26 protein-coding genes and 1 pseudogene are annotated in these 25,526 nt (G+C 40.6%); 12 read left to right on the top strand and 15 right to left on the bottom strand.

Features of this window, described 5'->3' with window-relative positions; translation table 11 throughout:
- Positions 1-100 precede the first annotated feature (100 nt).
- Positions 101-916 carry a hypothetical protein gene (locus MKX55_RS04595; RefSeq protein ID WP_339236412.1) on the top strand — a complete coding sequence of 272 codons (816 nt, stop codon included), beginning with the start codon at positions 101-103 and terminating at the stop codon, positions 914-916.
- A gap of 78 nt (positions 917-994) precedes the next feature.
- On the opposite strand, the gene MKX55_RS04590 is transcribed toward MKX55_RS04595, so the two are convergent.
- Complete coding sequence (locus MKX55_RS04590) at positions 995-2,551, bottom strand: BCCT family transporter (RefSeq protein WP_339236410.1); 1,557 nt, start codon at positions 2,549-2,551, stop codon at positions 995-997.
- A gap of 324 nt (positions 2,552-2,875) precedes the next feature.
- Complete coding sequence (locus MKX55_RS04585) at positions 2,876-3,697, bottom strand: phytoene/squalene synthase family protein (RefSeq protein ID WP_339236408.1); 822 nt, start codon at positions 3,695-3,697, stop codon at positions 2,876-2,878.
- A gap of 271 nt (positions 3,698-3,968) precedes the next feature.
- Here MKX55_RS04585 and MKX55_RS04580 point away from each other — a divergent pair, with 271 nt between their 5' ends.
- Positions 3,969-5,138, top strand: coding sequence for an MFS transporter (locus tag MKX55_RS04580; protein ID WP_339236406.1), 1,170 nt, complete (start codon positions 3,969-3,971; stop codon positions 5,136-5,138).
- Between the two features lie 124 nt (positions 5,139-5,262).
- Here MKX55_RS04580 and MKX55_RS04575 read toward each other — a convergent pair whose 3' ends face one another.
- Positions 5,263-5,463 (bottom strand): hypothetical protein, encoded by a 201-nt coding sequence (locus MKX55_RS04575; RefSeq protein ID WP_339182763.1) that lies wholly within the window; start codon positions 5,461-5,463, stop codon positions 5,263-5,265.
- 240 nt (positions 5,464-5,703) lie between these two features.
- Here MKX55_RS04575 and MKX55_RS04570 point away from each other — a divergent pair, with 240 nt between their 5' ends.
- The 3 genes from MKX55_RS04570 to thrB are packed head-to-tail and all read left to right on the top strand — an operon-like array spanning position 5,704 to position 8,934.
- Positions 5,704-6,999, top strand: a complete 1,296-nt coding sequence (locus MKX55_RS04570; protein WP_339182762.1) for a homoserine dehydrogenase — start codon at positions 5,704-5,706, stop codon at positions 6,997-6,999.
- Between the two features lies 1 nt (position 7,000).
- On the top strand, positions 7,001-8,062 hold the full coding sequence (thrC, locus tag MKX55_RS04565; RefSeq protein ID WP_339182760.1) for a threonine synthase: 1,062 nt from the start codon (positions 7,001-7,003) through the stop codon (positions 8,060-8,062).
- The gene (thrB, locus tag MKX55_RS04560) at positions 8,059-8,934 is read left to right on the top strand and encodes a homoserine kinase (protein WP_339182758.1); all 876 of its coding nucleotides are present in this window, start codon (positions 8,059-8,061) and stop codon (positions 8,932-8,934) included. Before thrC ends, thrB begins: the two co-directional genes overlap by 4 nt.
- A gap of 46 nt (positions 8,935-8,980) precedes the next feature.
- Here the strand turns inward: thrB and MKX55_RS04555 are convergent, their stop codons facing one another.
- The 6 genes from MKX55_RS04555 to MKX55_RS04530 form a co-directional block, all read right to left on the bottom strand.
- Positions 8,981-9,412 (bottom strand): hypothetical protein, encoded by a 432-nt coding sequence (locus tag MKX55_RS04555; RefSeq protein WP_339236403.1) that lies wholly within the window; start codon positions 9,410-9,412, stop codon positions 8,981-8,983.
- Between the two features lie 277 nt (positions 9,413-9,689).
- Positions 9,690-10,649 (bottom strand): ornithine carbamoyltransferase, encoded by a 960-nt coding sequence (gene argF / locus MKX55_RS04550; protein WP_339236400.1) that lies wholly within the window; start codon positions 10,647-10,649, stop codon positions 9,690-9,692.
- 171 nt (positions 10,650-10,820) lie between these two features.
- Positions 10,821-12,005, bottom strand: a complete 1,185-nt coding sequence (locus MKX55_RS04545; RefSeq protein ID WP_339236397.1) for a class I SAM-dependent rRNA methyltransferase — start codon at positions 12,003-12,005, stop codon at positions 10,821-10,823.
- Between the two features lie 10 nt (positions 12,006-12,015).
- Positions 12,016-12,594: a GNAT family N-acetyltransferase gene (locus MKX55_RS04540; RefSeq protein WP_339236394.1), complete on the bottom strand. Its 579-nt coding sequence runs from the start codon at positions 12,592-12,594 to the stop codon at positions 12,016-12,018.
- A 28-nt stretch (positions 12,595-12,622) separates the two neighbouring features.
- On the bottom strand, positions 12,623-12,895 hold the full coding sequence (locus MKX55_RS04535; RefSeq protein ID WP_339182745.1) for a DUF3219 family protein: 273 nt from the start codon (positions 12,893-12,895) through the stop codon (positions 12,623-12,625).
- 12 nt (positions 12,896-12,907) lie between these two features.
- A complete protein-coding gene (locus tag MKX55_RS04530; RefSeq protein ID WP_339236392.1) occupies positions 12,908-13,417 on the bottom strand; it encodes an N-acetyltransferase family protein in 510 nt (169 codons plus the stop codon).
- A 137-nt stretch (positions 13,418-13,554) separates the two neighbouring features.
- Here MKX55_RS04530 and MKX55_RS04525 point away from each other — a divergent pair, with 137 nt between their 5' ends.
- Positions 13,555-14,001 carry a YaiI/YqxD family protein gene (locus MKX55_RS04525; RefSeq protein WP_339236390.1) on the top strand — a complete coding sequence of 149 codons (447 nt, stop codon included), beginning with the start codon at positions 13,555-13,557 and terminating at the stop codon, positions 13,999-14,001.
- 69 nt (positions 14,002-14,070) lie between these two features.
- Here MKX55_RS04525 and MKX55_RS04520 read toward each other — a convergent pair whose 3' ends face one another.
- Genes MKX55_RS04520 through MKX55_RS04510 form a run of 3 tightly spaced genes read right to left on the bottom strand, consistent with a single transcriptional unit; the run spans position 14,071 to position 17,141 of the window.
- Entirely contained in the window at positions 14,071-15,087 is a 1,017-nt protein-coding gene (locus MKX55_RS04520) for an NAD(P)/FAD-dependent oxidoreductase (protein WP_339238423.1), read from the bottom strand.
- A gap of 18 nt (positions 15,088-15,105) precedes the next feature.
- Positions 15,106-16,128 carry an iron ABC transporter permease gene (locus tag MKX55_RS04515; protein WP_339236388.1) on the bottom strand — a complete coding sequence of 341 codons (1,023 nt, stop codon included), beginning with the start codon at positions 16,126-16,128 and terminating at the stop codon, positions 15,106-15,108.
- Positions 16,125-17,141, bottom strand: coding sequence for an iron ABC transporter permease (locus MKX55_RS04510; protein WP_339182742.1), 1,017 nt, complete (start codon positions 17,139-17,141; stop codon positions 16,125-16,127). Before MKX55_RS04510 ends, MKX55_RS04515 begins: the two co-directional genes overlap by 4 nt.
- 202 nt (positions 17,142-17,343) lie before the next feature.
- Here MKX55_RS04510 and MKX55_RS04505 point away from each other — a divergent pair, with 202 nt between their 5' ends.
- Positions 17,344-18,306: an iron-hydroxamate ABC transporter substrate-binding protein gene (locus MKX55_RS04505; RefSeq protein ID WP_339236386.1), complete on the top strand. Its 963-nt coding sequence runs from the start codon at positions 17,344-17,346 to the stop codon at positions 18,304-18,306.
- 272 nt (positions 18,307-18,578) lie between these two features.
- Here the strand turns inward: MKX55_RS04505 and MKX55_RS04500 are convergent, their stop codons facing one another.
- Together MKX55_RS04500 and tnpA are read right to left on the bottom strand one after the other, a co-directional pair.
- Positions 18,579-19,697: a transposase gene (locus MKX55_RS04500; protein ID WP_339236384.1), complete on the bottom strand. Its 1,119-nt coding sequence runs from the start codon at positions 19,695-19,697 to the stop codon at positions 18,579-18,581.
- An 11-nt stretch (positions 19,698-19,708) separates the two neighbouring features.
- A pseudogene (tnpA, locus tag MKX55_RS04495) lies at positions 19,709-20,107 on the bottom strand (IS200/IS605 family transposase).
- A gap of 268 nt (positions 20,108-20,375) precedes the next feature.
- Between tnpA and MKX55_RS04490 the strand changes: the two are divergent.
- From MKX55_RS04490 to fetB, 5 genes are all read left to right on the top strand, one after another.
- Positions 20,376-21,218: an ABC transporter ATP-binding protein gene (locus tag MKX55_RS04490; RefSeq protein WP_339236381.1), complete on the top strand. Its 843-nt coding sequence runs from the start codon at positions 20,376-20,378 to the stop codon at positions 21,216-21,218.
- A gap of 125 nt (positions 21,219-21,343) precedes the next feature.
- The gene (locus MKX55_RS04485; RefSeq protein ID WP_339236378.1) at positions 21,344-21,628 is read left to right on the top strand and encodes a YesK family protein; all 285 of its coding nucleotides are present in this window, start codon (positions 21,344-21,346) and stop codon (positions 21,626-21,628) included.
- Positions 21,629-22,006: 378 nt separating this feature from the next.
- Positions 22,007-23,596 (top strand): ABC-F type ribosomal protection protein, encoded by a 1,590-nt coding sequence (abc-f, locus tag MKX55_RS04480; protein ID WP_339236376.1) that lies wholly within the window; start codon positions 22,007-22,009, stop codon positions 23,594-23,596.
- A gap of 75 nt (positions 23,597-23,671) precedes the next feature.
- On the top strand, positions 23,672-24,406 hold the full coding sequence (locus tag MKX55_RS04475) for a phosphate ABC transporter ATP-binding protein (protein WP_193064007.1): 735 nt from the start codon (positions 23,672-23,674) through the stop codon (positions 24,404-24,406).
- Positions 24,403-25,167 (top strand): iron export ABC transporter permease subunit FetB, encoded by a 765-nt coding sequence (gene fetB, locus MKX55_RS04470; protein ID WP_339236373.1) that lies wholly within the window; start codon positions 24,403-24,405, stop codon positions 25,165-25,167. The genes MKX55_RS04475 and fetB overlap by 4 nt, the downstream gene beginning before the upstream one ends.
- A gap of 46 nt (positions 25,168-25,213) precedes the next feature.
- On the opposite strand, the gene MKX55_RS04465 is transcribed toward fetB, so the two are convergent.
- A complete protein-coding gene (locus MKX55_RS04465; RefSeq protein WP_339236370.1) occupies positions 25,214-25,513 on the bottom strand; it encodes a hypothetical protein in 300 nt (99 codons plus the stop codon).
- Positions 25,514-25,526 lie beyond the last annotated feature (13 nt).

Genomic DNA, 25,526 nt, shown 5'->3' with positions numbered 1-25,526 from the left:
CCATCTAGTGATTGCGCCCATTCTGCCCATAATGAAGCGCAAATAGCGCAGATACCTCATATGCTATTAGGGAACATCAGCCTAATAGAGGAGGAAAATTATGAATCATTTTCAACCACAGCATCCAAACGGGCAGGAAAACAGACAAAATAACCTGCCTGGACAGATGTTAAATAATTATTTTCAGCCGGCACCACAGCATGATTACTCCAATGAAGCTTTTACCGGCAGACCGGACGGAGAATCTGGCGGACAGGGCGGCTATCAGACAGAACCGTATTCTGCTAATTCTATGCCGCCTCAATACAATCAGCAGCATCCTGCTAATCCTATGCCGTCTCCATATGAACAGGAGCACCCTGCTAACCATATGGTGCCTCCATATGAACAGGAGCATCATTCATCGCCGGAGCGAATCGGCGGCTTTTTTCCTGGTGCACCAAACGGAAATGGGAATGGAGCAAATTTCCCTGAGGGAATGATGGAACAAATGATAGATATGTTCCCTGAACCTCCAAATAACAATGGAAATGGAAGCGGGAATGGAGGGGCCTTTCCTAATTGGCCGCCAGCCCCATCCTTCCCAAATTTCCCTGAAAACGGAGGGAATGAAGGAGCTCAAGGGCAGCAGCCCGCACCAGCAGGAATGGGTGGGATGAACAGCCAGCCTCCGATGGGACCGCCGCCTAATTTTGTGCCGCAAAAACAACAGGTGCAGACATTCGCAGTCGACCCGGGAGGTATCAGACACTGCATGTTCCGCTTCACCTATATTTGGCCAAATCATGGCAGAGGATTTTGGGCTTTCCCGACATTCTTAGGAAGAAACTCGATTGCCGGATTCCGCTGGAACGGGTTCCGCTGGGTTTACTTTGGGATGGACTTAAATAGCATTGAATCCTTCCAATGTATGTAAGGATGATAACATCCGTATATAATGAAAAAAATGGACAGCAGAAGAGCATTGCCTTCGCTGTCCATTTTTTTCATTTCTTTATTTATATTTTTTATCTTCTTTTTTACGCATTTCACGCTGCCAGATAAGTCCTTGCTCCAGCGCCATTTTCTTTGCAATTTTCGGTGCGTTCCAAAGCGGCGGCAGTATCAGTAACGATACCGGTACAGCAGATATAACAATCGAGTTTTGAATCGACGTAATGCTGTCTTCTCCAATGGAAAGAATAGCCGTCGTAAATGCTCCGAAAAGAACAGCCCAGACTACGCGCAGCCAGCGTGTTGGATTATCATGCCCTGATAACGTTGCAGCAACGGTATAAGACATAGTATCTGCCGTTGTAGCAACGAAGATAATCGATACCAGCAAGAATGCTACACCCATAACTGTTCCAAACGGCAATTGATCTGTAATCGCCATAACCGCTGCCGGCATTCCGCCATCTGTTAATGCTGTAGAAATAGATCCTTCATTCTGTGTTTCAAAGAAGATACCTGTTCCTCCAACGATAGCAAACCAGAAGTTTGTCACAAGTGGTGCTACCACAGACACTGCAATGACAAGCTCACGAATCGTCCTTCCTCTGGATATACGGCTGATAAAGACAATAAGCATTGGTGCATAGCCGATAAACCAAGCCCAGAAGAAAATCGTCCATCCTGATAACCATTCACCGTCTCCACGGTAAAACATCATTTCAAACATATTTTGAACATGGACACCAGTCCCGCCGACAAAACCATCAATAATAAACGCGGTAGGTCCAATGATAAGAACAATAATACCAAGAAGAATAGTAAATTGAACATTCCAGTTACTTAAATGATAAATTCCTCTATCTACTCCGGTTGCAGCTGAAATCGCTGCTACCGCAACTAGAACAATCACTACGATAATACTGATTGTCAATGTGTTCGGTACATTAAACAAATGATTCAATCCGTAAGAAATTTGTAAGCCTAAAAATCCTAACGGTCCCAATGTTCCTGCTGCCGTTGCAATAATAGAAAAGGCATCGGCCAATGTTCCAATGGCACTTTTTTCAAATATCTTATCTCCAAAAATAGGATAAAGCAGTCCACGCGGTTTTAATGGATACCCTTTTTGATAATGGACATACATCATAACAACAACTGCCAGTGTTCCCAGAATTGCCCATGCAAGGAAGCCCCAGTGCATAAATGCTTGTGCAAATGCACCTCCTATATTATTGAATTCTCCGCCACCGAAAAGAGGCGGTGTATCCATGTAATGATACATTGGCTCGGCAGCAGCCCAGAAAACTCCTCCGCTTGCCAACAACGTAACTAATATCATACATACCCAGCCAAAATAACTATACTTTGGCTTATCCTGGTTTCCTAATTTTACTTTACCATACTTTGATATGGCTAATCCTAAGCCGATGGCGAAATTAAGGAATAAGAGTATTTGCCAATAAGCGCCAAACCAATCAGCAGAATAAGTAAATAAGGTATTTACTGCGCTATCCACCATATCACTGTTTATCAGTGACAAAACGATAAATAGAACTAAAAAGCCCCCACTGATATAAAAAACTGGCCAATCTAAACCTTTTCCTTTTTTTGACTTCACATTTTACCTCCTGTTTTTATGTAAGCGTCTATCAGCATATATCCATGTTATTGATAGACCTCTGGATGAAAGCATTTTTTCATCTAAATGCTTGACAAGCTTTCATCCTCTCACTTGTTTTGTTTGCACATATCTTTCTATTATAGTTACGTGTACCTAACAACACAACCCGTAATTTGGAGACTTATTCAAAGGATTACTTTGAATATAAGAGTATTTCCCTTATTATATATTCTTAAACCCTTCTCATCCTCAAAAATAAAAAAATCTCGCGGAATATAGCGAGATTTTCTTCTGAGATTTTTTTATTTATTTTTTCAAGCCCTACGAATTAATAATTTTATCAACGGTTTCTTCCACTTCATCTCGTGACATTTTTTCTTTACCGCTTTTTAGTGCATTTAATGTTTTATGCGCAAGTGCCAGAGGAATACGGCAGAAAAGCAGGATATTTTTCGTAGAGATTTGCGTCATATATTGATCTGCTTTTTGCAAATTTGCTTCAGCGTAAGCAAACATTTCTTTTTTGGACCAGTCATCCGGGAAGAATCCGACTCCTCTTTCTGCATCTTCATCCACATTCCGTAATATATTTACAGCCTGTAATCCACGACCGTAGCCAATAGCCAAGTCACGATCCGTTTCGGTTCCATCATACCAATTCCATATATCAGACAGCATTACACCGACAAGGCCAGCCACATAATATGTATACTCATCTAAATCTTCTTTCGTCTTTACATTCCATTCTTTCCTTGTCCACTTCGCCATCCCTTCTGCCATTTCACTGGTCGAATCTTTTACTTTTTGTTCGATATCATCAGGGCAAAAGTCAATCCAGTCCGGCAGGCGCAATGTTACCTCTGGAAGTTCCTTTTCATAAGGAGCTACTAACTGCTCATAAGCTCCGCGAGGAAACACTGGTTCCTTTAATAAACGGCTTGTCTCCATTAATAAGTATTGCTTTACTTCTGCATCCATTTCCTCGTGATCTTCTATCTCATCCACAGCGCGCATGCAGAGGTAAGCTGAACCAACTGTTTTTCGTAACGTTTTGTTCAACAGTTTAATGGGGATATAAAATGTTCTGCTCGTCTGTTTTAAAACCTTCATTGCATCTTTTTCTAATGTTACTTTGCTGCTCACCCAAAACTCCTCCTTATTTCATGCGGTTAATACCAGTATAACAAACAAGTTTCTTTTTTTCCTTTAAAAGTGTTGAATTCTCATTAATTTTCACATAAAATTCTTGTGCTATCTGTTCCTTTTAGGCTAAGATGATAAATAGTGTTTTATAAAACGAAACTTCAGCCCGTGGGAATTTTGTTTTTCTCCGCGATAAGTATAGATGCTAAAAGCGTTAGTTTAGATAAAAATAACGAATAATAAGATAATTATAGATAAGGCGTGTTGTTTTATGAATAAAGGTGTTTATTTGTTAATGACCATTTCATTCGTTGTTGGAATGGTTGAATTAATTATTGGCGGTATTCTCGATTTAGTCGCAGCGGACTTGGGTGTATCCTTGGGAAAAGCAGGATTATTGATTACAATTTTTTCTCTTGTTTTCGCTGTTGCCTCTCCTATTTTACTTTATTTAACAGCTTCTGTGGAACGGAAAAAGCTGACGATTATTTCTTTATTCATCTTTTTGCTGGGAAATATACTAGCTGTTTTTAGTTTGAACTACACGATGATTTTTATTAGCAGAATTATTTCCGCAGCAAGTGCTTCCTTATTAATTGTACTTTGTACGATGATGGCAGCTTCAATTGTTAAACCTGCTTATCGTGGACGTGCTATCGGCACCGTAAGTATGGGCGTGAGCGGCTCACTGGTTTTCGGAATTCCATTTGGTTTAATACTCGGTGAATCATTTGGCTGGAGGGCGCCGTTTGTACTTATTGCTCTCTTAACGATTGCTTCTATTATATGTGTTTATTTGTTTATGCAGCGTGTTCCTTCTTCGGAAAAGCCCTTGCCGATAACAACACAGATGAAAATGATTCGGAACCCGAAAATTCTTTTTATCCTGCTGACTACGTTCTTTGTGCTCGCTGGGCATACCGCTTTATACGGCTACTTGAATCCATTTGTAAAGGATTTTATGGAATTAGATGGCATCTGGCTAAGCGCCGTTTACCTGATTTTTGGTATTTCTGCAGTCAGCGGCGGCGGTACAGGCGGCACATTATCTGATTTATTTGGGCCAAAACGAACCATTCTTGCTGCCATTGGTTTATTTGTAGCTACAATTTTAATTATCCCTGCTTCATCGTTCCATGTGGTATTATTCCTTGTCGTGCTTATTCTTTGGGGAATGCTCAGCTGGGCAGTCTCTCCGCCGGTTCAAAGTTATTTGATTGAGACCTCTCCACAAAATTCGAGCATCCTGGTCAGCCTAAATAACTCTGCTTTGCATCTGGGTATTGCAGTCGGATCCTTTGTTGGAAGCATCGTCATTGAACAGGCCGGTGTAGATAAGAACGCCTACGTGGGCGGGGCAATCGTTTTATTAGGTCTGTTTACTGCTTTGATTGCCCTAAAGGGATATAAACGTCCGCAGGTTACAGCTGAATCTGAATAGTTTCTTCCTTTGTAAAGCTTTGCTGTTATATATGAACCCCTCTGCAAGCTTCTTTTTATTCAGCTTGCAGAGGGGTTGATTTCTGCTCACTCGCTATATTATTTAACGGAAAGCAACAGCTGCCTCAGGAATACGTTTGTTTATCTTTCTCACCATATGAGCTCTTTTCCTTCTTTATAATAGTTCGTCTGTATATCACAATAGGAAACACTCCTAAAATAAACCCGGCCAGCGCAAAAATCTCTGTTTTCCCGATACTATAGCCAATACTTGCACCCAGGCTTAAGAAAATAATAAATAATGCTCCGAGATGATAGATTCGCACAGTTCTCATCCCCTTTTTATCTATTTATATGAAAAAATAGCGAAAATGGCACAGCTGCTGAATCCATTCCGTTAAAACCATTCTAAAAATGTGACGATTTTTTAAATCGCTGATTATCCCGCCTCAAGAAAACGATTACATCCATAAACGCTTATCTTTTCTAAAAATTCACTATTGCCTTACTCTCTTTTTCATGTTTAAATAAATTCAATATACAATAGGAAGCGTAGAGGTGGTAAGATGGAAGAGAAGGTTTCAGTAGGTTTATTAGGTCTTGGTGTCGTTGGATCAGGAGTTATTCACTTGATTGAAGATCATCAGGAAAAATTAGCCCATCAATTAGGCTGTAAAGTCGAAGTGGATAAAGTACTTGTGCGTAATATCGAAAAGGCTCGGAATATTGATGTGGATCAAAGCCTTTTAACAACCAACCCCGATGATGTTCTGGAAAACCCGAATATCGATCTTATTATTGAAGTAATGGGCGGTATTGATCATACAAAGGAATATATTTTAAAGGCCTTTTCTAATAAAAAACATGTTGTTTCAGCTAACAAAGACTTAGTGGCTGTCCATGGTCCTGAGTTACAGGCGGCTGCAGTAAAAAATAATTGTGATTTTTATTATGAAGCCAGTGTTGCCGGCGGCATTCCTATCCTCCGCGGAATTAACGAGGGCTTGTCCTCTGACCATATTCAAAAAATTATGGGGATTGTCAACGGAACAACGAACTATATTTTGACAAAAATGGATGAAGAAGGCGTGAGCTATGAAGATGCGCTTGCAGACGCTCAGCAGCTCGGTTTTGCTGAAGCAGATCCGACATCTGACGTAGAAGGATTAGATGCCGCCAGAAAAATGGCTATCCTTGGCCGGCTGGCATTCTCTACACCTGTTGATTTGCAGGACGTGGAGGTAGAAGGTATCCATGGCATTGAATTAAAAGATCTCCGTTATGCTGCACAGCTGGGATATACTATGAAGCTTATCGGATTTGCAAACTTTTTCGACCATGAATTAGAAGTAAGTGTAGAGCCTACCTTACTGGCGAAAAATCATCCGCTGGCAAGCGTTAAAAATGAATATAATGCAGTATACGTGTATGGTGAAGCAGTTGGGGAGACCATGTTCTATGGCCCGGGTGCCGGCAGCCTCCCGACAGCAACTGCTATTCTATCCGATGTTATCGCAGCTATCAAAGCGATGCGTTTAGGTGTGTCAGGAAAGCAGTTAAATGACATGCAGTTTCCAAAAACATTGCGTCCAAAAGAGAAACAGCATGGTCAATATTATGTCCGCCTATGCGTGGAGGACAAAACGGGGGTATTCTCAGAAATCTCATCAATTTTCCACGAACAGGATATCAGCTTCCAGCGTATTTTACAGACTCCTGTGGATGAAAAAGATTCTGCAGAGATTGTGCTGGTTACACATGATACACCGTACTCTCATTTTGAAGAAGTGCTGAATCAATTAAAATCATTTGATGCAGTAAACGAGATAAAAAGCTATTACAAAGTAGAAGGAGATGCGTAAGATGGCTTGGAAAGGGTTAATTGAAGAATATCGTGACTTACTTCCTGTCACAGATAAAACACCCGCTTTATCATTATCAGAAGGAAATACACCACTTTTTCATTTTCCAAATCTGTCAAAGGAATTGGGTATCGAATTATACGGGAAGTTTGAAGGCTTAAACCCGACCGGCTCATTTAAAGACCGCGGCATGGTCATGGCTGTTGCCAAAGCTATAGAAGAAGGCAGTAATTCTGTTATTTGTGCTTCTACCGGAAACACTTCTGCATCAGCAGCAGCTTATGCGGCTCGTGCAGGCCTGCGGGCGATTATTGTTATCCCTAAAGGAAAGATTGCGCTTGGCAAGCTGGCTCAGGCTGTCATGTATGGAGCAGAAATCGTAGAAATTGAAGGCAACTTTGATCAGGCGCTGCAGCTTGTCCGTAAAATCAGCGAGAAATCGCCTATCACTCTAGTAAACTCTGTGAATCCATATCGTCTGGAAGGACAAAAAACAGCAGCCTTTGAAGTTTGTGAGCAGCTGGGAGAAGCTCCTGACATCTTAGCAATCCCGGTTGGCAATGCTGGAAATATCAGCGCCTACTGGAAAGGTTTTAAAGAATTTAATGCATCAAAAGGTACAGCCCTTCCAAAAATGTTTGGTTTTGAAGCAGAAGGTGCAGCAGCTATTGTCAGAGATGAAGTAGTTGAAGATCCGGAAACGGTAGCAACAGCCATTCGAATTGGTAACCCGGCGAGCTGGGATTTAGCAGTTCAGGCAAGAGAAGAATCGGGCGGAATGATTGGTTCTGTCACAGATGATGAAATTGTATCTGCATTTAAGCTTCTTCCGCGTAAAGAAGGTGTATTTGCAGAGCCGGGCTCAGCGGCTTCCATTGCTGGTGTTATCCAACAGGTAAAAGCAGGTGAAATTCCACAGGGCAGCAAGGTTGTAGCTGTATTGACAGGCAATGGCTTAAAAGATCCGCAAACAGCTATTGACCAGCTGACCATCGACCCTGTATCACTACCAAATGACGAAACGGCTATCCTTGAATATTTAGAGAAGATGATTACGTCATGATGCCGTTTCGCATCTCTGTACCGGCAAGCAGTGCTAATCTTGGCCCTGGTTTTGATTCCATGGGCCTTGCATTAGGTCTGTATATTCATTTGGACGTAGAAGCTTCTGATCAACATGCATTTTTCGCACACGGCTCTGAAAAATCCCAAGAAAATCATTTTATTTGGAATATTACAGAGCAGGTAGCAGCACGGTATGGGGCTGTCTTGCCCCCCTGCAAAGTGCAGGAAATCAGTGAAATACCACTGGCCAGAGGTTTGGGCAGCAGTGCTTCTGCGATTGTTGCAGGAATTGAACTGGCTAATCAGCTGGGAAACCTGCAATTAACAAATGAACAGAAATTAGCATTTGGAACAGAAATCGAAGGGCATCCTGATAATATTGCTCCTGCTTTATTTGGAGGTTTAACGATTTCTACCATGCTCGATGATGATATTCCTTCTGTCCGGCTTCATGATATTGAATTAGATTTAATTGCGTATATTCCAGAAGTAGAGCTGAAAACAGAAGTTGCCAGAGATTGTCTGCCAGATACATATGAACGCAACTATGCAGCAAGAGCAAGTGCAATGAGCAATCTGGTTGTTGCTGCACTCTATTCTAAAGACTATGCGTTGTTTGGAAAAATGCTGGAGAATGATTTATTTCACGAGCCTTTTCGTAAAACACTCATCTCTAATTTTGATGTTATTCGTGAAAAAGCAAAAGAGCTCGGAGCATTTGGCACAGCTCTAAGCGGAGCCGGACCAACCATGCTTTCTTTTGTTCCAAAAGGAAATGGAGAAACAGTAAAAACAGCGATGGCGAAGCTGCTTGAAGGATATCAAGTAAAGGTTTTAGAGATTGATACAAAAGGGGTTTCGATTTCTTAATATATATAAAAAAGTGCAAGCGCGGATGGAGACGCTTGCACTTTTTTTATATGGTTTCGTTATAGATCAGACCATCATCATTTTGAAGATCAATGATTTTTAAGCGGCTATCGTTTTTAACAAAGACGGTTTTATAATATTTCTCTCCATCGATTTCATAAAACATCACACGCGTGCCTTGATTATCTGTTTCCACAGAAATATCGTATTCTCCTTCTGCAATCTCTTCATCAATTATCTTCTGCTCTTCATATTCATAGGATGTATCTGTATCTTTATTGACAGAAGTATCTTCATCCGTTCCATCTTCCGGCTCTTCTGAAACATCACCGGCTACATCTGATTCATTATCTTCTGTTGTTTCTTCGGTCTCACCAGCACTATTGCCTGTTTCTTGTTCTTGCTCTGAGTCAGCTTGACAAGCACTAAAAGCAAACAGTGTACATAGCAGACCAATGATTTGTAATGTTCTTTTCATTCTATCTCCTCCCCCTCGTTAAATTTCCTTTTTTGGATAGTATCAAACCTTTATTTTTAAATTTTTGTACCAATCCCCAAAAAAACATCGATAATAAATTTTACGCTATCATGATTTTTATTTCAACAATGTAGGTACTTGATACTATTTTACTTTGCGTGTCTCAAATACAGAAAAAGGGACATTGGCAGCGGGGGTGATAACTAAACCAAAACAATAAAAAGAAGCAGGGAAAGCTGTGACACTGGCTTCCCTGCTTCTTTTTATATCTTTTTTATCATCCCATCAACGCTGTCATCAAAGCTTTTTGTGCATGCAGGCGGTTTTCGGACTGCTGGAAGACTACGGAATGCTTCCCATCAATAACTCCTGCAGATACTTCTTCTCCCCGATGAGCCGGCAGGCAATGCATAAAGGTGACATCTGCCTTTGCATTGGAAAGAAGTGCTTCATTTACCTGAAACTGTTGAAAGTCCTGCTCACGCTTTGTTTGCTCCGCTTCCTGCCCCATACTTGCCCATACGTCTGTATAAACGACATCAGCATCTTTCACAGCCTTCACAGGGTCATTAGTCCATTCAATCGTTGCACCATGTTCAGATGCAAATTGTTTCGCTTTTTCCGTAACTTGTTCTTCAGGCTTATAATTATCTGGTGTTACTGTAACAATATGCATGCCCATTTTTGCAGCACCAATCATTAAAGAATGCGCCATATTATTACCATCACCGATATAAACCAATTTTTGCCCCTGTAGCACACCTTTCACCTCTTTAATGGTTTGTAAGTCTGCTAATACCTGGCACGGGTGATAAAGGTCTGTCAATCCATTGATGACAGGGATACTTGAATACTTCGCCAGCTCCGCCACATCATCCTGATTATAGGTACGGATCATAATTCCATCCAAATAGCCTGAAAGCACCTGTGCTGTATCTGCAATCGTTTCTCCCCTGCCAATCTGTATATCCTTGGAGCTTAAGAAAATACCTAAACCGCCAAGCTGATAGATACCTGTTTCAAAGGAGACACGCGTTCTTGTCGAAGCCTTTTCAAAAATCATTCCTAACGTTTTCCCCTTCAAGGGTTCAAAAATAATCCCTTCTTTACTTTGCTTCTTTTGATAATCTGCTAATTCGATCAAATAGTCGATTTCATCTTTTGTATAATCAGCAAGTGTCAGAAAGTCTCTTCCTTTTAACTCCTGCTGCTGAAATTGGATTTGATTTGTTGTCATTCACGTACACCTCTTCAATAAGTTGTTATGAATTATTATGCAATAAAAAGAATATTTATTCAATAGTTTTTGAGATTTTTATTGTCTTTTCTTAGAAATTATATTCAAGGTACGATGAAGGAATCAAAAAACCATCAAACAATGCGCATCTGCCTGTTTGATGGTTTGCCGTTACCCCTTCACTTGAATCACGACCACTTTCAGATAATCTCCCTGCTTAAAATGCTTATTCACCGCAAAATCACCCGGAAGCGAAAATTCTTCCAAAACCGTATATTTCTTTTGTTTCGCCTGAAATCCGCGCTGGATCATATCTTTGAATTTCTTCATTCCAAAAGAAGCTGTATTGGTGGATGCAATAATCACACCGTCCTTTTCCAGCAGGTCAATGGAATTCTCTATCAGCTCCGGATAATCCTTTGCTGTCCGGAAGGTTCTTTTCTTAGAACGCGCAAAGCTTGGCGGATCCAAAACAACAACATCGAATTGCAGCTTCTTCCGCTTCGCGTATTTGAAATAATCAAATACATCCATCACGATAATATCCTGCTGGTCAAAATCAATCTCATTTACACTGAACTGTTCAATGGTTTTACTTTTACTACGTTTTGCCAAATCCACGCTGGTGGTTTTCGCTGCTCCTCCAAGTGCAGCCGCTACGGAGAAAACGCCGGTGTAGGAAAAGGTGTTTAATACATGCTTTCCTTTTGCGTATTTATTGCGTAATGCTTTACGGACATCGCGCTGGTCTAAGAAAATGCCCACCATCGCTCCATCATTCAGGTAAACCGCATAGTTCATGCCATTTTCCTTTACGATAAGCGGGAATTCACCTCTTGTCCCTTTTACAAAATCGTCATCCTCTACATACTGTCCTTTCGTGTCAAAGCGTTTCTTTTCATAGATTCCCTGATAGTCGCCAAGCTCATCAAACACTTGGACGATCCAATCTTTAAACGCATAAATCCCTTCACTGTACCATTGGATAACATAGTAGCCTTCAAAATAGTCAATAATCAAGCCGCCGATTCCGTCTCCTTCTCCGTTAAACACACGAAAGGCAGTTGTTTCTTCTGCCTGATAATAGGAGCGGCGCTTATTTATCGCTGTGAGCAGCTTTTGCTTAAAGAAAGCTTGGTCAATGGTGTCTTCTTGTTTAAACGTTAACACCCAGCCCATTCCTTTATTTTGACGGCCTGTATAAGCCTGTGCCAAAAATTCTCCCTGCTGTGTATGAAGGGCGATGATTTCTCCTTCATCAAGCTTATCCGCTCCATGAATAGCTTCTTCTAAAATCAATGGATTTTGCTGTTTGATATGTTTTACATGCGTTTGTTTTACCTTTACCCTCTTCATTGCTTCACCCTTATTTCTTAACTATATTCGGATCTTCAATCACTGCAAAAATGCAGGTATCTCTGAGTTCCCCGTTTCCTTCTATAACATCATTTTTCAAGATTCCTTCCAGTTCAAAACCGGATCGTTCAGCAACTGTTTTGCTTTTGCTATTTTTAGGATCACATCGGATTTCTACCCGATTTGCATCGAGCTCCCGAAAAGCAAAGGAAGTAAGCCCCTTTACCAGCTCTGTAACATAGCCTTTTCCACTATGCTTTGTATCAATCCAATAACCGATCTCAAATTTTCTTACATCCCAATTAATGCGATGCAGACCGCTGGAAATCATAAATTCTCCAGTTTCTTTATCAAAAGCATGGAAACGTAAATCTTCACGCGAAAGAAAATTCAAATAAGCTTCCTTTGTTGTTTTTTGCACATCCTGCTCCGTCTGCTCCTGACGTGCAAATGGAAGCCAAGGCTTCAATTCATTGATAGAAGCCTGCATGGCAGTATAAATAGGCTTCCAATCTTCAGGCTTGGGCGCCCGGATAATTAATCGCTCTGTTTCAAATTGGTCTGGAAAGGATAATAAGATTGGTTCCATTGTATTGTTCTCCCCCACATCATAAAAATTATTTTTCACGCAGCTTCAAATAAAATTCACTTGTATTACCTTTTTCATATAAATTTGTCATAGAAGTAGAATATTCGTTGATAGTCGCGGAAAAAGCTATGGATTTCTCCGGGATTTCCACCTCAAAATCATTTTTATAAAGCAAGGATGTCACGTCATGATAGGTTTCACTAGTCACATCAAATGAAAATGCAACCTGCTTTTTGTCAGCTGTTTCATCCAATTCAACCTGTTTTCCCTCAAACGATTGCCCATTAATTTTGATTTCCATGTAATCTCCTCCCTATTTACATCCTACGCGTTGGCTTCGACGTTCCACAAGTACAATATCGCGCCATCTGCCGTCTTCCATCTGTCCGATTTTTTCACGAAACCCGATCTTGCGAAAGCCCATCTTTTCATGCAGCTTCAGGCTTCCTGTATTTTCCGGAAAGATTTCGGATTGCAGTGTCCACATTCCTGCTTCTTCACTTGCTTCAATCAATGCTTGCAGCAGCTTTGTTCCAATGCCTTTTCCCATAGCATCTTTATGCAGGTAAATACTTACCTCGGCAACGCCCTGGTATGCCTCTCTTGCAGAAATAGGCAGCAGCGATGCCCAGCCAAGAATTTTCTCTCCCTCGCGGAAAACCAGCCGGCACTGCGGTAAATGATCTCGGTCCCAATCATCCCAGGATTTCCAGTCAGGCTCATTCATTTCAAACGTTGCATTCTGTGTTTCCATTCCATGATAGTATATTTCCAATACCTGTTCCCAGTCTTCCGGCTTCATTTGTTCCATGATAAAACACATACATCCAAGCTCCTTTTTCACGATAGATAGTGATTCATATATTACAGGCTTTTGATATGAATTTCTAGTGGATAAGACAAGTTACATCATTATTTGCTACAATAATTAGAAACGTTGAAAAAAAGGAAGTGAATCAAATGAAAGTCTATGTCGATGCAGATGCCTGCCCTGTCAAAAACATTATTATAGAGGAAGCTGGTAAAAAGAAGGTTCCTGTTGTGCTGGTAACGAGTATCTCACATTTTTCTTTACAGGAGTATCCGGAAGGGGTGGAAACTATTTATGTAGACACAGGTGCAGATGCTGCGGATTACCGGATTATGCAGCTGGCGAAAAAGAATGATATTGTCGTTACACAGGATTATGGACTGGCTTCGCTTGCACTTGCGAAGGGCTGTTATGTACTGCATCATAAAGGATTCGCCTATACCAATGATAATATCGATCAGCTGCTGCAGTCGCGTTACTTGAGTGCGAAGGAGAGACGGAGCGGGAAGCACACCAAGGGCCCTAAGGCATTGACCGGAGAAGATCGTCAGAAATTTCTAGAGCTTTTTCAAAAATATTTGCCGGAAAAGGACTAAAAAAACACTCTTTCTGTTTTCTTAACCTTCATTACCTGTTAGAAAACGTTAGAGTGCTTTTTTGTTACATTATTCCTCTTCCATAAAGGCTGCATAATTTGTGGAGAATAAATGCTTTACCGGATCTTCCGGGTCAGCGATTTTCTTCGCATGATTGACTGCAATCGGCCCTTCATTAAACGCTCCGGCAATTAATCCAAGCTTGTCCGGGTAATGCGCGATATCACCGATTGCAAATACTCCTTCCACCGATGTCTGCATGCTGGAATCAACCGCAATCATGCCATCAATCATTTCCAATCCCCACGTCGTGATTGGTTCCAAATTGATTTGAAAACCATGATTAACCACCAGCCGGTCAATCTGAAGCTCTTTTTCCTCCGCTTCATCCTCTACATGACCAAGGACTGCCTTTTCAAGCTGGCCATCTGTTCCATGCAGTGCTTTTATTTCATATGGTGTCATGATATTCACTTGCGAATTTTTCAGTCTGGTCACACTGCTCTCCAGCCCTTTAAACTGATTGCGGCGATGAATGAGCGTCACACTCTTTGCTATATTTTCAAGCTCCAATGCCCAATCTACCGCACTATTTCCGCCTCCGGAAATAAGGACATGCTTATCATAATAATCCGCCAGCTTTCTCACCGTATAATGCAGGCTTTTCTCTTCGTAATAAACCGCTTCCGGATGATCCAGTTTTACAGAATGCAATGTTCCAAAGCCTGTTGCTAACATGACTGTTTTAGAATAATGGACACTCCCGTTATTGCTCACAAGCTGAAAATTACCATCTTCCATCCGCTGCATATCGACAACCTGTTCCCCTAAAACAACCGTTGGATCAAATGTCAACGCCTGCTCCACCAGCTGTTCCGTAACTTCTTCTCCGGTAGCCTGCGCAATACCGCCAATATCCCGAATAACTTTTTCCGGGTAAAAGTAAGGCACTTTTCCGCCAAGGTATGGAAGGTATTCAATGATTTTGGTCTTCATTTCCCGCATTCCGCTATAGAAGGCAGCAAATAATCCTGCCGGACCGCCGCCGATTATAGTTACGTCATAGATTTCTTCGTTCATTATTATTTGAACTCCTTCCCATCTTTATTTTGTTTTCATCAGCAGATAAACAAAATAAGGTGTACTGACAATCGATACCACAATTCCTACAGGTATCGTGGTCGGTGCTAAAATATTACTTCCAATCATATCAGCTGTCATTAATATAAATGCGCCCAGCAAGGCGGAAATCGGGATCACATAATGATGCAGCGGACCGACCAGCTTGCGGACAATGTGCGGAACAACTAAACCTAAAAAGGCAATCGCTCCGCCGGCAGCAACGGATGCTCCTGCTAAAGCGACAGCAATTAATAATAAGACGCCCCGTTCTCTTTCTACATGCGTTCCAAGACCAGAAGCAACATCGTCCCCTAAATGAAAAACATTTAAGTTTCTTGCTTTTTTTATAGCCACGGGAATCAGAATCAGCATCCATGGTAATAAAGCGAAAACAAAGCTCCAATTCTCACTCCAAATCTCACCAGACAGCCAAATGGTCACCTGACGATAATTTTGCGGATCCATTCTTAGCTGTAAAATAGTCATAAGTGCGCCAAATGCTGCATTTACCCCAATTCCGACCAGCACAAGCCGAATCGGTGATACTCCTTTTTTCCAGGCAATGGCATAAATCAAAACGGCCGCCGAAAATGCTCCAATCAACGCAACAAAAGGAAGCATATAGGTATTGAGCGCACTGGTTGCCGGAATAACTCCCTGAAAGAAATAAAGGAATAAGACAATGGCAAAGCCTGCGCCTGAATTAATTCCCAATATTCCCGGATCAGCAAGTCCATTTTGGGTAATGCCTTGCATAATGGTTCCGGAAACAGCTAAGCCGGCTCCAATTAATAATGCTAAAATAATTCCCGGCATCCGAAATTGAAATAAGACAAGCTCCTGCCTGTCTGAACCCTGTCCCATTAATGTATGGATAACTTCTTTCGGGGAAATCGAAATGGCTCCCAAATTTAAACTGAGAAAGGAAAAAACAATCATGCTGATAATCAGAATGCTGATAATCATCCAAAATCGAAATCTCTTTTGCTTTTCTACTGTATTCATTTTCTGTCACCCCCGCTGCCTCTGGCTAAATAGAGGAAGAATGGAACGCCGATAATCGATGTAATCGCTCCTACCGGTGTTTCAAAAGGGGAATTGATGATTCGTGCAATCAAATCTGCATTTACCAGCAATAAAGCTCCAAACACTGCGGAGGTCGGAATAATCCAGCGGTAATCTGTGCCAATAATAAACCGCGTGATATGCGGGATAATCAGCCCCACAAACCCGACGGAACCCGCAACCGAAACCGCCGCACCTGTTAATATTAAAACAACCGCAATCCCGGCAATTTTAATAAAGGTGTTATTCTGCCCCAAGCCAGTAGATAAATCATCACCAAGACTTAAGACTGTAATTGATTTTGCAATAGATAATGCCAGTACGATTCCTATCACTCCAGCAACTAGGAGGAGAGTTATCGCATTCCAGCCTGCTCCATCTAACCCGCCCGCAAGCCAAAAGCCGATATCCCTCTCCAGCTGGAAATGCAGGGAAAGAATCGAAGAAACAGATCGTAATAACGTACCAATGGCAACTCCAGCCAGCGCTAATTTAACCGGTGTTAACCCGCTGCTGGAAAAAGAGCCGATTAAAAACACCAGTGTCACTGCGATACCTGCCCCAATAAATGAAGCAAACATTAAGCCGACATTCGAAACTGCCGGATAAAAAGCAAGAATGATTACAAGCATAAATGCAGCACCGTCTGTTACCCCCATAATCGATGGAGACGCAAGCGGATTCCGTGTCATTCCTTGCATCACAGAGCCCGATACAGCTAAAAACGCCCCTACTAACACAGCAGCCAGAGCCCGGGGAATCCGGAGCTCCCAAATAACCTGATGCGCCTGCTCTCCTTCACTAAACTGGAAAACAGCCTGCCAAACCGTATGTAAATCTACTGTGGTTGCACCATATGAAATAGACATGCCAATCGAAAACACAACGAGACAAATGCCTATCATATTTATCAATACTTTTCTTAATTGAGAAGAACGTGAAAACAATCTCATTTCTTGTATACTCCTATATTTTATCCATAGAATATGATTGTGCTATGATATCACTTTTTAAAGTGCAAAACAAAAAGACTTTTCCTATTCCTGCATAACTAAAAGCAATGAAATCTGCTGTTAAATAACGTGTTGACTTTCTAATTGAAAGTGATTATCATTATCGTTAGACGTTCATTATAACATAAAAGGAGAAAAAGAGATGAACAAATTTATGCAAAAAAGATATTTATTTATGCTGATACTTACTACCCTATTACTTCTTGCTGCTTGTGGCAACAGTAATGATGGCGAATCCGGTGATTCTAATACATCCGGCGATACCGATGAAACGGCTGACATCACCGTTGATTCGGAGATGGGAGAGGTTACGATTCCTGCAAATCCCGAAAAAATCCTTGCTTCCTATAATGAGGACACGTTGATTGCGCTTGACGAAATGCCTGTTGCAAAATGGGCAATCGGTGAAAGTGTCCAGGATTATTTGGAGGAAGACCTTGCAGATGTGGAAACCATTGAATGGACACTGCCCTTAGAGCAAGTGCTAAGCATTGAGCCAGACCTTATTATATTGGATCATACCTTAGATAACTATGAAGGTTCTTATGAAGATTACGCAGCAATCGCTCCAACCTATGTTTTGTCTGAAGAAGAAGTAAGTGATTGGAAAGTACGTTTACAGAAATTTGGAGAAATCCTTGGCAAAGAAGATGAAGCTGAACAAGTATTAGCAGATTACGATGAAAAAGTAAATCAGGCAAAGGAAGAACTTGATGACTCATTAGGTGATGAATCTGTTGCAATGATGTGGGTTGTCGGCGGCAAATACTTCTTGTTTGAAGAAAACCGTCACACGGCAGATATGATTTACAATGAATTAGATGTAGAAGTTCCTGGGATTGTAGAAGAACTTGAACAAGGCGAAGAGGCTTGGAATCCAATTTCTTTAGAAAAGCTTTCTGAAATGGATGCCGATCATCTGATTATTTTAGGCTATGAAGACGATGAAGGCATCGAAGCATTGAAAAACAGTAATGTCTGGAATAATACCGATGTAGTTCAAAATGATCAGGTCTACTACATTGAAGACGAAAGTAACTGGACAAACAGCGGTCTCGTTGCTTCGGAACAAACCATTGATATGCTTGTTGATTTATTTAAATAAGACATCAAGTTAAATAAATCAACATGCTTTATCATTTAGAACCCTTATGAAATCAAATGTATTCTCATGGATTTCATAAGGGTTTCTTTTTTTAATCAGGTTAATATAAGGTTCTTTACGCCCTCTCTTTCTCATATATTTTAGTGAACTACTCCCACCACTTACCACCCTTACAGGTTGCTTGAAGTGGGGGCTTCTTGGGTAATCGCCACTTTTAGCAGCTGACGAAATAGACCAAGCGAACCCTCTTGTTCCAAGAGTTTATATTTTTATTAGGCACTTGCTAATGCTAATAAGCGAATGCCTTCTTTTCTGATATTGCGTGCTGCATTATAATCTCGATCGAGATTTAGCCCACACGAACAAGTGTATGTCCTCATTTCCATAGGCATTGGTTGGATATTTCCGCAATTCGAACAAGTTTTGGTAGATGGGAACCATTTGTCAATTTTGATCAGTTGTTTCCCTTGTTCTTTTAGTTTGTACTGTAAGAAAGAAGTGAACATTCCCCATCCATTATCAGCTACACTTTTACCGAAATGAAGTACTTGGGACATGCCTTTCATGTCTAAATCTTCCATCACAACAGCCTCGAAGTTAGACGCTAAATCCTTTGATTTATGGTGAAGAAAGTTTTTTCGTTGATTGGCGATTCTTTCTTGCATTTTAGCTACTCGAATACGTTGTTTCTCCCAATTGGAAGAGCCTTTCTTTTTACGAGAAAGTTTACGTTGTTCGATTGCTAATTTCTCTAACATTTGTCGATAAAACCTAGGGTAATTGGCTTTCTCACCCTCGCTATCGACAAACAACCCATTCATCGCAAAATCTAATCCTACTACTTTTTCGACTTTCTTCTTTTCTATCTCCTTCTCATACGTTGTAAGAATAGAAATATAATATTTCCCTGATGAAGTCATAGATAGGGTACAAGATTTGATTTTGTATGCGGAGGGTATTTTTCTATGTTGTTTCATTTTGAGTCTTTTCAATTTAGGTAATTTGATATGACCATCCAACAACTGAATATTTCCGTTGACGAGATTTGTTGTGTAGCTTTGTTTATGACGTTTACTTTTGAATTTCGGAAACTTCGCATTACCTTTGAAAAAAGCTTTATATGCCTTATCTAAATTTAATTGTGCATTTGCCAACGCTAAAGAGTCCACTTCTTTTAGCCATTCATATACTTTTTTGTATTTGGCAGGGGTGGGATGTTTTACCTTTTTCAATGCTTCTTTATTACCTTTTAGGCATTCATACGTTTCTTTTCGCTCTGCCAACATTTTGTTATAAACAAAGCGAACACTCCCAAAGGTTTTACGTATAACGACTACCTGTTCTTTTGTTGGGTACAGACGAAACTTATATGCTTTATGTTGTTTAGCCATATCAAGTCACCTCACTTTTTCCCTTGATTTTCAATATATTCCTTCACCATTTCGATAGGAGAACCACCAGTCGTCACCAAACAAAAGCTTCTTGACCAAAACATTTCTTTCCATAACTTTTTACGAACATGAGGAAAGTCTTCCTTGATAAGTATTAAACTGGCACTTTTATAGGAATTGATGAACTTCGATAATTCACTGTTGGGTTGAGCTTTGAACAAAATATGAACATGGGCCATATCGTGGTTCCATTCCACCAATGTAATATTATATTTTTCACTCAAAGATACAAATTTATCTTTGGCATAATCTGAAATGGTATCATCGATTACGTTTCTTCTTTACTTCACAACGAACACAAGATGGTAATATATTAAGAAGACTGAATGGTTATTACTGTCTAATTTCACTGATATATCAATCTTTTACTTTATATGACTGATTATACCATGTTCAGCAAAAATCAAAAGAAAAAGCCTTTGGTCTATCACCCAAACGAAATTCATCCCCCCCTTACCGTTGGACTACGCCCTTCACACGCTTGAAGAGGGGGACTTCTTTCGAAAGCACGTTAAATTGTCACCTAATTGAAAACTATTATCATTGACTATTCGTCCTTCTAGCAATAAAATGAAGTTAGTAGCTATACGCACCTTTTTAGGTCAGGAGGCGTTTTCATTGAACTCATTAACAGCAAGCAACTTAACACTTGGGTTCGGAGACCGTATTATTATAGATGAATTAGACATTGCTATCCCTAAAGGGGAAATCACTGTTTTTATTGGCCCAAACGGCTGTGGAAAATCAACTTTATTACGTTCTTTGGCACGTTTATTAAAGCCAAAGCAGGGATCTGTTATATTAAATGGACAAAACATCTCTAAAATGCGCACAAGAGAAGTTGCGCAAAACATGGCTATTTTGCCTCAAGCACCGACCAGCCCCGAAGGATTGACGGTTTATGAACTTGTCAAACAAGGCAGGCACCCCTATCGCAAGGTGATGAAGCAATGGTCCAATGAGGATGAAGAAGCAGTACAAAAGGCATTAGAAGATACAAATATGTCCGATTTAAAAGACCAGTCTGTCGATTCGCTGTCAGGCGGACAACGCCAGCGTGCATGGATCGCCTTAACGTTAGCACAGGATACAGACATTATTTTATTGGATGAACCGACTACTTATCTTGATTTAACTCATCAAATCGATGTGCTTGACCTTCTGTTTGAATTAAACGAAAAAGATGGCCGTACGATTATTATGGTACTGCATGATTTGAACCTGGCAAGCCGCTACGCTCATCATATTATTGCAATCAAAGATAAAAAAGTATATGCACAGGGAAAGCCGGAGGATACCATTTCTGCCGAGCTTGTCTCCGCCGTATTCCGGATGCGGTGCAATATCGCATGCGATCCGATTTTTGGTACGCCAATGTGTATACCGCATGGACGCGGAAACTGTTTGATTAAAGATGCTGTACAGGAGAATTCCATCCATCAGACACCAAGAGCTTTATAATAAGACTGCATAAACCAGACAATGATTTCATATTCTTTTATCTGAAAGAAGTTTGTCTGGTTTTTTCTTTGTTCCTGCAGGACTGATTAGTATACAAGGAAATATAGTTCAAGGAGGAAAGAACAATGAACGGACCAGCGGAAGGATATATCGAATTTTTTGTCTATGTTATCGGAATAGGAATCGTTATATTCCTGCTGAGTATGCTCCTAAAGGAAAAAAGAATTATTCTTCCTCTCATCACTTGCTTATTAAGTCTTTTACTCATTATAGCCAGCTTTCTTTTTGTAGGCGGCTGGGGAGGTATGGGGTTATTATTCATGGCTAGCTGTGCTTTGGTCGCCTCCATTTTAAATATTATAATCATGGCGCTCATAACACGGTTTAAGTGGAAAAACTCTGAAAATTAACTGGTAATCCATTTTCTTTTAATGACAAAACTTCTTATTTCCGCTATACTGTAATCAACAATAATCGAAAGGGTGAACAAAGGGAACATGAAGTACTAATCCTGTTTTTTTAAAAGAATGAATTTCATAAGAGGATGATAACAGCAGATTGGAAACTCGGAATCCGTGTGCCCTCTTGCTGTATTGTTTTTCATGCTCTCATGGAACGATTTCAGAACAGGATTAGCCTTTTATCCTTTGTGATAAATACCCGTATGAAATGAGCGATACGTATGCCCATTTCCTTTTTTGGCGACTCCTGTTCTGAATGCAGAATAGGGGTTTTTTTATGCAATTAACTCCCCTATTCCCATCCTTCATAGATACGGAGATGATTTTATGAGAATTTTAGAAGCACATCATATCAAACACAGTATCAAAGATCGGGAATTATTTTCGATAGAGCATTTGGTTGTTCATGCCAAAGACCGGATTGGTTTAGTCGGAAAAAATGGCTCAGGCAAAACAACTCTGCTCAACCTGCTTGCCGGTAACATTCCACCGGAGCAAGGTACGATTCATATGCATACTTCGGTGGAATTATTGCCACAATTAAAAGAGAAGCGTGATCAAAAAAGCGGCGGAGAAGTAACGCAGGCTTATATTGTAGATGCTTTACAAAAACAAACCGGTCTCCTTCTCGCTGATGAGCCGACAACCAATCTGGATACAGCACATATTGAATGGCTTGAAAAACAGCTGTCCCATTGGCAGGGAGCATTAATAATCGTCTCTCATGACCGTAATTTTTTAGATAAATTATGTCAGCAAATTTGGGAAATTGATGAAGAGCGCATCCAAATTTATTCCGGCAATTATACAGCATACCGAGAGCAAAAGGATAAAGAAATCGAAAAACAACGTCTGGATTATGAGCATTATCAGCAGAAAAGAAGGCAGCTTGAGCGTGCGATAGAGAAAAAAGAACAAAAAGCACAGCGGGCAACCAAAACACCGAAAAGCAAAATCGGCTCTACAGAAGAATCCTTAAAAGGGGCGAAACCCTACTTTGCGAAAAAGCAGAAAAAGCTGCAAAAAACATCCAAAGCTTTAGAAACCCGGTTAGATAATATGGAAAAAGTGGAAAAGGTAAGAGAAGCTGCTCCCTTGAAAATGACACTTCCCCATCAAGAAAAATTGCAGCAGAAAATTATTTTACGGATAGAGGATGTAGAAGGTGCTGTCCCCGGGAAACAATTATGGAAAAAAGCCAGTTTAAATATAAAGAGCGGAGATAAGGTTGGCATCATTGGCCCAAACGGAGCAGGCAAAACAACGTTTATTAAAAAAATAATGGATAGGGATGCCGGTATCACTTTAAATCCGTCTGTAAAAATAGGTTATTTTCAACAGGATTTATCTACTTTAAATCAGAAAAAGTCGATTTTGGATAATGCCAAAGAAACCTCTAAACAGGACGAAACCCTTATTCGGACGGTTTTAGCGCGGCTGCATTTCTATGGTGATGATGTTTTTAAGCCTGTCCATGTGCTCAGTGGCGGAGAGCAGGTTAAGGTCGCATTTGCAAAGCTTTTTGTCAGTGATATCAATATGCTGATTCTCGACGAGCCGACAAACTACCTCGATATCGAGGCTGTCGAAGCGTTAGAGGGGCTGCTTCAGGCCTATGAGGGCACTGTTTTATTTGTATCCCATGACCGGCATTTTATCGAAAATATCGCAACCAAGGTCATTGAAATAAATCAACAGCAGCTTACCTTTTTTGATGGAAGCATTCAGCAGCTCCATGAAGAATCAATGGAAAAAGAAACACAGGAAGACCCAATCGAACAGCAGTTAATGATTATTGAAACGAAGATAACAGAAACATTAAGCAAGCTCAGCCTGGAGCCGTCGGATGAACTGGATCAGGAATTTCAAAAGCTTCTCCAGCAAAAACGCGCGCTTTTAAATCATCAAGAGGAATGATAGAATAAGATTTGTTCAGCAGGAGGTTCTCTCTCCTGCTTCTCTTCTATACCCATTTCAGAAAGGAACTTCACCATGGAACAATCAACCGATAAAGCAGCCATCGAACTAAACCATGTCAGCTATTCTGATGAAGATTTAGATATTATTAAAGATATATCCGGCTTCCTGCGTGAAGGAAAAATCACCACGTTTGTCGGTCCTTCCGGAGCTGGAAAGACAACGATATTCCGCTTATTAAACGGATTGATTTCTCCAACCAAAGGGGACATTTATCTATTTGGAAAGAACATTCAAATCATGGAACCGACTGCGTTACGGCGTACTGTTGGCATTGCACTTCAAGATGCGACGATGCTGCGGGGGAGCGTTTATAAAAATCTGGCTATGCCGAAAACACTTCAAAACCAAGAATTAGAAAAAGAAGAGGCAGCGCATTTGCTCACGCAGGTTGGACTAGATGATTCTTTTCTCCACCGGGATGTCACAGATTTATCCGGAGGTCAGCGGCAAAAGGTGTCAATTGCTCGTACGCTTGTCAATCGCCCAAAAGTATTGCTGCTGGATGAGATTACCTCCTCCCTCGATCGGGTATCCACATCGGATATCGAGCAGTTGATTCAGCATATTAACCAGAAATTTTCTGTGACCATTGCCTGGATCACTCATAATTTAGAACAAGCTTTACATATTGGCGATGATACGTGGGTCATGATGAACGGGGAGCTTATCGAGGCAGGAAGGAAAGACTTATTGAAAAATCCTGCTGACTCCCGGGTACAGGAATTTGTGAAGGGGGAATGGCAGTGAGTGTCCTAAACTTAAGCTTATCGCTTATTTTCGTCCTGATTCCTTTAGTACTTTCTAAAACATTACATCTCGGCTTGGAAAAAGATACGTTTATTGCTACCATTCGATCGATTATTCAGCTTATAGCTGTCGGCTTTATTTTAACCTTTGTCTTTGAATCAGACAGCTATCTTTTTATTATCTTAATGGTTGCTCTCATGATTGGCGCAGCCACACATAATGCACAGAAAAAAGGCGCATCAATCAAGGGAATCATATGGAAGCTGATTCTGACCTTTGTTTTTATTGAGCTGCTGACACAAGGTATTCTGTTGGGATTTCAAATTACACCGCCGACTGCACAATACATTATCCCTATCAGCGGGATGGTTGTCGGTAATTCCATGGTGCTTTCCATTCTTTTTCTTAACCGTTTCACGTCAGAAATCCAAACAAAGAAAAAAGAAACAGAGCTCCTGCTTTCTTTAGGCGGAACACCAAAGCAGGCTATTCACTTGCCATTGATTCATTCTATTAAAGCGAGCTTGATTCCCACGATTGAAAGCCAAAAAACAATCGGTCTTGTTCAATTGCCGGGAATGATGAGCGGGCAGATTATTGCTGGAGCTGACCCAATCCAAGCAGTCCAATTCCAGCTGTTAATTCTCTTTCTATTATTGACAACAGCTGCTGTAACCAGTATTATGCTTGGTTTTCTCTCCTATCCGACATTGTTTAATGAACGAATGCAGATGCATAAGATCAAAACGGATGACGGATGAAGAAAATTAAAGCTCTAAACTGTTATGTCATTATATCTGTATAATATCAAAGAATCGTAAGCGCATAAGCTATGCTCATTCCAATCAAGGAGAAACCTAATATAATTAATAGCACCAGATAAAGCATTCCCTCTCCTCGATATTCTTTATCTTTCACATTAGAATAATAAACAGCTATATAAATCATATCGATGATAAAAATAGCTGGAAAATACAAGGGGTTTTCAGCAAATACATCCTTGCTGAAAATTCCTGCTATGTTAGATATAAATATAGGCAGGAAAAGAAGCAAATCAAACGCAATTCCTGCTGCATCAAGATGTTCTTCAAATTTATTCTTGCTCACAGTAACTCTTCTT

The organism is Oceanobacillus sp. FSL W7-1281, from assembly GCF_037969835.1.
GTDB lineage: Bacteria > Bacillota > Bacilli > Bacillales > Amphibacillaceae > Oceanobacillus > Oceanobacillus oncorhynchi.
Note: the sequence above shows the minus strand (reverse complement) of the source record. Positions and strands in the feature narration are given on the sequence as shown.